An 8,839-nucleotide genomic window follows, 5' to 3' on the forward strand; every position below is an offset into this window, starting at 1 on the left:
AATTATTTTTTTAAATCATATCTAATAAATTTTATTATTTGTATTATTAATGTAGGAACAAAAGCAAGTAAATAAATCATTCCTAATTGTTCTAAGTTAATAGGAGCAGTTTCAAAGAATTTACCAAATGCTGGAACCAATAAAATTAAAGTAAGTAGGAAAGTTCCTATTATGAAAGCAAATACAGAGAATATATTTGATCTCAATCCAAGTTTTATAATACTACTATTTGAACGGCAGTTAAATCCGTGGAATAATCTAGCAAGACATAAAATTGAAAATGCCATTGTCATTCCTAACTCTTTAGAAATTTCCAAACCTTTATAGAAACCGATAAGTACAAATATAGTTATAAGCAATCCTTCTAAAAGAATTTTTGTTGATAATTCTTTTGTTAAAATAGGCTCATTTATATCTCTTGGTTTTTCTTCTAAAACTTTATTTGAACCAGGCTCCATTCCAATAGCAATTGCAGGAAGACTGTCAGTTACTAGATTGATAAATAGTAAATGAACAGGTGCAAAAGGCATAGGTAAATTTAAAATCGAAGCATAGAAAACAGAAATTATACCAGCTAAGTTTCCAGATAATAAAAACTTAATAGAGTTTTTAATATTAGCATAAATATTTCTTCCAGTAGCAACAGCTTTTATAATAGTAGAGAAGTTATCATCTGTCAAAATCATAGAAGCAGCATCTTTAGAAACTTCAGTTCCTGTGATACCCATTGCAATACCAATATCAGCTTTTTTAAGAGCTGGTGCATCATTGACTCCATCTCCAGTCATAGCACAAATATTTCCTTTTTTTTGCCACATAGACACAATTCTTATTTTATCAGAAGGAGAAACTCTAGCATAAACAGAAATATGTTCTATCTCTTTTTCAAATTCTTCATCAGAAAGTTTTTCAAGTTCGATACCTTCTAAAGCTCTATCTCCATCTCTTAGAATACCGATTTCTCTAGCAATTGCAGAAGCTGTGATTTTATGGTCTCCAGTTATCATAATAGGTTTGATACCAGCTTTTATACAATCAGCAACAGCTTGTTTAGATTCTGGTCTAGGAGGATCTATCATAGATATAAGTCCCACAAATATAAAATCATTTTCATCTTCATAGTTTAGTTGAGTTAATTTATTGGCTTCTTTAACAACAAAAGCTAAAACTCTAAGACCATTGTTAGACATTTCAAAGTTAGTGTTTTCAATATTTTTAATATCAGAGCTATTTATTTTTCTTATTCCTTCACTTGTAAGAATATATTTAGTTCTTCTTAAAATAACATCTAAAGCACCTTTTGTTATCATAAGATTTCTATTATCTACATCACAAAGAACAGACATTAATTTTCTATCTGAGTCAAAAGGAATTTCAGCTAATCTTTTGTGATTATTTCTTATTTCAGTTTCTTTCATACCAAGTTTGTTGGCAAGATTAGTTAGAGCAGTTTCTGTTGGATCTCCAATTTCAGAACCATTACTACTGATAGCATCACTACATAAACAAGAGAATTTAATTAAAGAACCTTGTAAATTATTATTTAAATCAATATCTTCAGAATTAATAACTTTTTCATCAATATAGATTTTTTTAACAGTCATTTTATTTTGAGTAAGAGTTCCTGTTTTATCAGAACAGATAATAGAAACTGAACCTAATCCTTCAACAGCTTTTAATTTTTTTATAATAGCATTTTCTTTAGACATTTTTTGTGTACCAATTGCAAGAACAATAGTAACTATTGGATTTAAAGCCTCTGGAATAGCTGCAACAGCAAGAGCAACAGCAAATAGAAGAGATTCTACCACAGTAAGCCCATGAAAAATATTAGTTCCAAAGACAAAGGCACAAAGGACTAGAATAGAGATAGAAAGATTTCTTCCAAAATTATCTAAAGATATTTGAAGTGGAGTTAGATTTTCTTTAGTTTCTTTCATAAGAGTTGCAATTTTACCAATCTCAGTATTCATTCCAGTTTTTACAACAACAGCAGTTCCTCTACCATAAGTAACAAGGCTACCAGAGAATATCATATTTTTTTGATCACCTAAAGGAAGATCAGTTTTATCTATAATTTCATCAGTTTTTTCAATACTTTCAGACTCTCCAGTAAGAGAACTTTCATTTGCTTTTAAAGAGAAACATTCAATAATTCTTGCATCAGCAGGAACAATATCTCCAGCTTCTAAATGGATAATATCTCCAACAACAACATTTTTAGAACTGATTTCCATTTTTTCTCCATCTCTGATTACACGAGTTTTTGGAGAAGAAAGATTCTTTAAACTTTCAAGAGATGATTCAGCTCTGATGTGTTGAACAGTTCCAAGAATGGCATTCATTGTGATAACAACAAATATAACAATAGAACTTTCAAAGTTTCCAGTGAACATAGAGATGAATCCAGCAATGATAAGAATAATTACTAAGACATCTTTAAATTGAGAAATGAATATAGAAAAAGCACTTTCTTTTTCCCCTTCTTCAAGTTGATTAAGACCATATTTTTCCATATTTTCCTTTACTTGAGCAGAGCTAAGTCCTTCTTCCGTGATACCAAATTCATCAAATAATTCTTTTGTGGATTGGTTAAAAAATTTTTTCATGATTCCTCCTAAAGTAAAATTAAAAATAAAAAGAGACCCTTAATATATTTCTATATTAAAAGTCTCGTTACCTACAAAATCGAAAGGCTTGCAATACCAGACAGAAGAGCTGTCGAGATTGTTGACATTGCAAATTAAACTACTCCCTTTTCATCAATCAATTGTCAATTTAGTATAGCATTTCTAAAAAAAATATGCAAGAAAATTTTATAAAGATTGTTGATCTTTTTTTTCTTCATCTTTATTATCACTCTTTTTCTTTTCACCAATATCTTTTAAAAAAATATCTTTTGCTTTAATAACCATAATCATAAGTAGCATATAATGTATAATTTTATTTTTTTCAAAAGCTTCTCCAAAAAAATGAGTTCCAATAAATAAAATACCAACCCAAATTGCTAAGATACCAATTAACATTAAAACTAATTTAAACCATGAATGCCAAAAATCTTTTTGCATAATTTCTCCTTTGATTATAAAAGTGTTATAGCAAAATATGTTGTGATAATACTTCCAATAACAACATAAAGATAATTTTTAAAAAATAAAGAAAATAAAAAAGCTGACGCTCCACCAATTAAAGCAGCACTTGTATTTCCAGGTACAGATTTTATAAAATCTGGAAAGATAAGAGCTCCAATAGCAGCAAAAGGTATACATTTTAAAATAAGGGAGATTCTTTTTGAAAAGCTGACATTTTCTAAAAGTTTAAAAGGTAAAAATCTAGGTAAAAAAGTTACTAGAGCTAAACCAAAGATTAACAAAAATATGTCCTTATTCATTTTCTTCCTCCTTATCTTTAAAAATAAAACTACCAATAAATGAAGATATAAGTATAGCTAAAATCATATTCCAACCATTTGGAAAAATTTTTAAATATCCTATGAACCAATTGAAAAAACCAGACATTAAAACAATTATTGTTATAGGAAGAGATTTTTTCATTTGAGGGATTAACATAGAAATGAAAAGAGCATAAAGTCCAATCCCCATACTATCACTTATATTTTTAGGAAGAATACCACCTAGTTTATAACCAACAATAGTGAAAAACCACCAGAAAAAATGACCTAAAGTCTCAATAGGAACTATAAATTCTGGTGAAATCTTTTTTTCTTGTAGAGCTGCTAAAGCAAAAGATTCATCAGTAATAAGAGGAATAATTATAGGTAGAAATTTTTTACATTTTTTATTCAACATCTTACTAAGAGATGATCCCATAAGAAATAATCTAAGATTCATCAAAAGAACTGTAAACCAAATTCCAACTAAATTTGTACCAGCATTCCAAAGATTAAGTCCCATTATTTGCCCAGAACCAGTTATAACAAAAAACGAAAAGCAAAAAGCTTCTAACAAAGTTAAACCGGAGTTTTTTGCAAAAATTCCAAAAGTGAGAGCTATTGGAATATAAGAAATTCCAACAGACACTCCTAATGAAAATGAATGTTTTAATTCATATTTATTCATAAATTTATTTTATCCTTTATTTGTTATAGATATTTCCCATTAAACCAACGATTTTTTTAGCTTCAGTTATTTTTTTAACAGCTATTTCACGAGCTTTTAAAGCTCCTTTTCTTAGAACTTCCTCTACATAGTCAGGATTTTTTTCTAATTCTTCTCTACGAGCACGAGCATCTTTAAAGTATTCAAGGATAGCTTCTAAAAGTTCTTTTTTAGCATGTCCATATCCATATCCTCCGGCCATAAATTTATTTCTCATCTCTTGATATTTTTCTTCAGATGCGAAAAGTTTGTATAGTTGTGATATATTATTATCAGGATTTTTAGGTTCTTCAAGTTCAGCAGAGTCAGTTACAATAGACATAACTTGTTTTTTTAGAACGTTTTTTGGAGCGAACATATTTATAGTATTTCCATAAGATTTACTCATTTTTTGTCCGTCAGTTCCAGGAACTATTGCAAGGTTTTCCATAATTAAAGGTTCTGGAAGTTTGAAGAAATCAACACCATATTGTTGATTAAATTTCATAGCAATATCTCTAGCCATTTCTAAGTGTTGTTTTTGATCTTTTCCAACAGGAACAATATCAGTGTCATACATTAAAATATCAGCAGCCATAAGGATTGGATAAGTTAAAAGTCCTGTATTAGGAAATAATCCTTTTGCTATTTTATCTTTATAAGAGTGTCCTCTCTCCATAAGTCCAACTGGAGTTACATTTGCTAGTAACCAAGAAAGCTCTACATGTTCAGGGACATCAGATTGCAAAAATAGAGTACATTTTTCTGGATCTAGTCCAAGAGCAAGATAATCTAAAATAATATTTTTAGTGCTTTCTCTTAAAAGTTCAGGTTTTGTAAGAGAAGTAAGAGAGTGATAATCAGCTACAAAATAAAAACCTTCATATTTATCCTGATTTTCAATAAATTGTTTCATAGCTCCAAAATAATTTCCAAGATGTAAAGTTCCACTAGGTTGGATACCAGATAGACTTCTTTTCATAAAATTCCTCCTATATAATAAAAACTATAATAATTATCATAAAAATATCTAACTTAAAGTACTGAAAATTGTACCTTAAATTAGCGTTCAACAAAAATTATACCATTATATTTTATAATAATCAAGATTTAAAAAATCAACAAAAAAACTTGATCTAAACCCTTAAAAATCAAAATAATAATTGCGAAAAGAAGATAGTATATATTATAATATAAGTATACGGAATAATTAAAAAAGGGGCTGATTTTATGAAGTATACTGTGGGTGTAGATATAGGTGGAACAAATACCAAAATAGGTATTGTTGATGAAGAGGGAAAGATAATTCAAAAAGAAATAATAAAAACTCTTTCAATAGAAGGGGTAGAAAATACCTTAAAAAGAATATGGGATAAAATACAAGAACTATTGGATAAAAGTAAAATAGATTCTACTGAAGTTCTAGGTGTTGGAATGGGTATACCAGGACCAGTAAAAAATAAAGAGATAGTTGGATTTTTTGCTAATTTTCCTTGGGAAAAAAATATAAATATAGCAAAATTATTTAAAGAAATAAGTGGAAAAGAAACAAAATTAGAAAATGACGTAAATGTTATAGCATTAGGAGAAGCTAAGTACGGGGCAGGGAAAGGTTTTTTATCTAGTGTGACAATAGCTATCGGAACAGGTATTGGTGGCGGAATATTTGTAGATGGAAAAATAATATCTGGATTTAATGGAGCTGGTGGAGAAGTTGGACATATGAAGCTAGTTAAAGATGGACTGCTTTGTGGTTGTGGACAAAAGGGGTGTTTTGAAGCATATGCCTCAGCTACTGGAATAGAGAGAGAAGCTATATCAAGATTAAAAGTTAATAAAAAAAATAAATTATATGAAAAATTAGAAGGAAATATAGAAAAAGTAGAGGCTAAAGATATATTTGATTGTGCTAAAGAGGGAGATCTATTTTCAATTGATATAGTTGATTATGAGGCCGAATATTTAGCGATGGGAATAGGAAATATTTTAAATATAATAAACCCTGAAAAAATTATTTTAGCTGGTGGAGTTTCTTTGGCTGGTGATATATTATTAGATAGAGTTAAAGAAAAACTAAAAAAATATGCTATGGGAGTAACACTAGAGGAAAATTTCAGTATAGAGATTGGAATATTAGGAAATGATGCAGGGATTTATGGTGCATCTGCACTTATTGGATAGGTGATATTATGTTTATAAGTGGAATAGATGTTAGAGTAGAAGTTTTAGATGAAGTAAAAAGTTGGGAAGAGGCAGTGGAGATAGCATCAAGATCATTATTAATGGATCAATGTATAACTGAAAAATATATAGATGAAGTTAAGATGAATATTCAAAAAGAGTGTGATAGATTTTTAGTGGATCATAATATAATCTTAGCTCATTCTCGTCCAAATCAAGAGGTAAAAAATAATGGACTTTCTTTTTTAAAAGTAAACCAAGGAGTTTTTTTTCCAAAGATAAAAGAAAAAGTAAAATTAATTTTTGTTATTTCTGCTTTAGATACTAAAACTCATATGGCTTGGTTACAAAAATTTGCTAAGATAATGGACGATTTGGAAATGGTAGAAAAATTAAATGAAGAAACAGATAAAATGGAAATAATAAAAATTTTTAAAGATAAAATATAAAATAGAAAAGAGGATAATTTAATGATTATTAGTCAATTATTTAAAGATATTGATTACGAAATTTTACAAAAAGTTTCGGATGAGATAGAGATTAAAAATATGGAATTTGATTCAAGAAAAATAAATCAAGGAGACATTTTTTTAGCTCTTGAAGGAGCAGTAGTAGATGGGCATAAATTTATTTCTAAAGCCATAGAAAATGGAGCTACAACTATTTTAGTTGAAAAGGAAGTGGAGATGGAAGAGGGAATAAATTATTTTTTAGTGAAAAATTTAAGAGAAAAGATGGGAGTTATAGCATCAAATTTTTATAATTATCCTCAAAATAATCTTAAAATAATTGGTGTTACAGGAACAAACGGAAAGACAACAACAACTTATATTTTAGAAAGTATTTTAGGAGAAGAAAATGTTGCTAGAATAGGGACTGTTGAATATAAAATAGGTAATGAAATAATTCCTGCGCCAAATACAACTCCATCAGGATTAGAGATTATAAAAATATGTAAAAAAGCGGTTGAAAAAAATATAAAATATTTGATAATGGAGGTAAGTTCTCACGGACTAAGTATTGGTAGAGTAAATATGTTAAGATTTGAGGCTGGAATATTTACAAATCTTACTTTAGATCATTTAGATTATCATAAAACAATGGAAAATTATTTTTTAGCTAAGAGAAAATTATTTGATTTAGTAAAAGATAAAAAAAATTCTGTGATCAATATAGATGATGATTATGGAAGAAGATATTATCAATACACAAATGGTATTAGTTATGGAATAGAAAATGGAGATATTCAAGGGAAAATAAATAAAATCTCAAGAGAAGGACAAGAGGTTGTTATTAAGATATTTGATAAATCATATACAGTAAATTTAAAACTTTTAGGTAGATACAATTTATATAATTTACTAGGAGCAATTGGAGCAGTTAAAACTTTAGGAATTTCAGATGAGGAGATAATTTCAAAAATACCTTTAATTCATGGAGCTCCAGGAAGATTTGAACCTGTAAATGTTGAAAGTGATTTTACAGTTGTGGTTGATTATGCTCATACAGGTGATGCTTTGGAAAATATTTTAAAAAGTATCAATGAATTTAAAACTAACAGAGTAATAACTATTTTTGGATGTGGTGGAGATAGAGATAAAAGTAAGCGTCCAATAATGGGAGAAATAGCAGAGAGATATAGTGATATAGTTATTGTTACATCAGATAATCCAAGAACAGAAGATCCAGAAGAGATTATAAAAGAAATTATTGTAGGGTTGAAGAAAGAAAATCATTTAATAGAAGTAAATAGAGAAAAAGCAATAGAAAAAGCTGTTACAATAGCAGAAAAAAATGATATAATTTTAATAGCTGGAAAAGGTCATGAAAATTATCAAATCATAGGAAGAGAAAAGATACATTTTGATGATAAAGAAGAGGTAATAAAAGCTATAAAAAATTTAAAGAAATAAAGTATTTAAGAAAGGAAAAGGATTGATGTTAAATAAATTAGAAAAAACAAGAGAAATAAAAGTTGGAAATTTTACAATAGGTGGGAAACAAAGATTTACTTTAATAGCTGGTCCTTGTGCAATTGAAAGTGAAGAGATGTCAATAGAAGTTGCAACAAAGATAAAAGAGATTTGTGATAGACTAGGAATAAACTATATTTTTAAATCTTCTTTTGATAAGGCAAACCGTTCTTCTATTCATTCTTTCAGAGGAGTAGGAATGGAAGAGGGGCTAAGAATATTAAAGAAAGTAAAAGATGTGGTAAAAGTTCCTGTTATTACAGATGTTCATGAGTCTTGGCAGTGTGAAAAAGTTGCTAAGGTTGTAGACATGTTACAAATACCAGCTTTCTTATGCAGACAGACAGATTTAATTGTGGCAGCAGGAAAAACAGGTTTGCCTGTAAATGTAAAAAAAGGGCAATTTTTAGCTCCTTGGGATATGAAAAATGTGGTTACTAAAATGGATGAAATAGGAAATCCAAATGTTTTATTATGTGAGAGAGGAAATGTTTTTGGGTATAACAATTTTGTTGTGGATATGAGGGGATTACTTGAGATGAGAAAGTTTGGTGTTCCAGTTGTATTTGATGCTACTCATTCAGTTCA

The 8,839-nt window shown here is 28.6% G+C and carries 9 protein-coding genes; 4 read left to right on the plus strand and 5 right to left on the minus strand.

The window, feature by feature from the left end:
- Window positions 1–2 precede the first annotated feature (2 nt).
- The 5 genes from Q1J48_RS03330 to trpS all read right to left on the minus strand — a co-directional run bounded on the left by Q1J48_RS03330 (window position 3) and on the right by trpS (window position 5,079).
- Window positions 3–2,609: a calcium-translocating P-type ATPase, PMCA-type gene (locus tag Q1J48_RS03330; protein ID WP_300361226.1), complete on the minus strand. Its 2,607-nt coding sequence runs from the start codon at window positions 2,607–2,609 to the stop codon at window positions 3–5.
- A gap of 207 nt (window positions 2,610–2,816) precedes the next feature.
- Window positions 2,817–3,068 (minus strand): hypothetical protein, encoded by a 252-nt coding sequence (locus Q1J48_RS03335; protein WP_300361229.1) that lies wholly within the window; start codon window positions 3,066–3,068, stop codon window positions 2,817–2,819.
- Between the two features lie 14 nt (window positions 3,069–3,082).
- A complete protein-coding gene (locus Q1J48_RS03340) occupies window positions 3,083–3,391 on the minus strand; it encodes an AzlD domain-containing protein (RefSeq protein WP_300331474.1) in 309 nt (102 codons plus the stop codon).
- Window positions 3,384–4,079 carry an AzlC family ABC transporter permease gene (locus Q1J48_RS03345; RefSeq protein ID WP_300331477.1) on the minus strand — a complete coding sequence of 232 codons (696 nt, stop codon included), beginning with the start codon at window positions 4,077–4,079 and terminating at the stop codon, window positions 3,384–3,386. Before Q1J48_RS03345 ends, Q1J48_RS03340 begins: the two co-directional genes overlap by 8 nt.
- Before the next feature lie 16 nt (window positions 4,080–4,095).
- On the minus strand, window positions 4,096–5,079 hold the full coding sequence (gene trpS, locus Q1J48_RS03350; protein WP_300331480.1) for a tryptophan--tRNA ligase: 984 nt from the start codon (window positions 5,077–5,079) through the stop codon (window positions 4,096–4,098).
- Window positions 5,080–5,327: 248 nt separating this feature from the next.
- Here trpS and Q1J48_RS03355 point away from each other — a divergent pair, with 248 nt between their 5' ends.
- The 4 genes from Q1J48_RS03355 to kdsA all read left to right on the plus strand — a co-directional run.
- Window positions 5,328–6,278: an ROK family protein gene (locus Q1J48_RS03355; protein WP_300361232.1), complete on the plus strand. Its 951-nt coding sequence runs from the start codon at window positions 5,328–5,330 to the stop codon at window positions 6,276–6,278.
- A gap of 8 nt (window positions 6,279–6,286) precedes the next feature.
- On the plus strand, window positions 6,287–6,727 hold the full coding sequence (locus Q1J48_RS03360) for a PTS sugar transporter subunit IIA (protein WP_300331486.1): 441 nt from the start codon (window positions 6,287–6,289) through the stop codon (window positions 6,725–6,727).
- 21 nt (window positions 6,728–6,748) lie between these two features.
- Window positions 6,749–8,191: a UDP-N-acetylmuramoyl-L-alanyl-D-glutamate--2,6-diaminopimelate ligase gene (locus tag Q1J48_RS03365; protein ID WP_300361235.1), complete on the plus strand. Its 1,443-nt coding sequence runs from the start codon at window positions 6,749–6,751 to the stop codon at window positions 8,189–8,191.
- A gap of 25 nt (window positions 8,192–8,216) precedes the next feature.
- Window positions 8,217–8,839: 3-deoxy-8-phosphooctulonate synthase (kdsA, locus tag Q1J48_RS03370; protein WP_300361237.1), on the plus strand; the 623-nt coding region annotated here is incomplete at its 3' end.

The sequence above is a fragment of the Fusobacterium sp. genome (assembly GCF_029258315.1).
GTDB lineage: Bacteria > Fusobacteriota > Fusobacteriia > Fusobacteriales > Fusobacteriaceae > Fusobacterium_B.

Excerpts from the sequence above, each read along its gene's own strand:
- Q1J48_RS03330 (WP_300361226.1), bottom strand. The coding sequence starts at position 2,609 with ATGAAAAAATTTTTTAACCAATCCACAAAAGAATTATTTGATGAATTT.
- Q1J48_RS03335 (WP_300361229.1), bottom strand. The coding sequence starts at position 3,068 with ATGCAAAAAGATTTTTGGCATTCATGGTTTAAATTAGTTTTAATGTTA.
- Q1J48_RS03340 (WP_300331474.1), bottom strand. The coding sequence starts at position 3,391 with ATGAATAAGGACATATTTTTGTTAATCTTTGGTTTAGCTCTAGTAACT.
- Q1J48_RS03345 (WP_300331477.1), bottom strand. The coding sequence starts at position 4,079 with ATGAATAAATATGAATTAAAACATTCATTTTCATTAGGAGTGTCTGTT.
- trpS (WP_300331480.1), bottom strand. The coding sequence starts at position 5,079 with ATGAAAAGAAGTCTATCTGGTATCCAACCTAGTGGAACTTTACATCTT.
- Q1J48_RS03355 (WP_300361232.1), top strand. The coding sequence starts at position 5,328 with ATGAAGTATACTGTGGGTGTAGATATAGGTGGAACAAATACCAAAATA.
- Q1J48_RS03360 (WP_300331486.1), top strand. The coding sequence starts at position 6,287 with ATGTTTATAAGTGGAATAGATGTTAGAGTAGAAGTTTTAGATGAAGTA.
- Q1J48_RS03365 (WP_300361235.1), top strand. The coding sequence starts at position 6,749 with ATGATTATTAGTCAATTATTTAAAGATATTGATTACGAAATTTTACAA.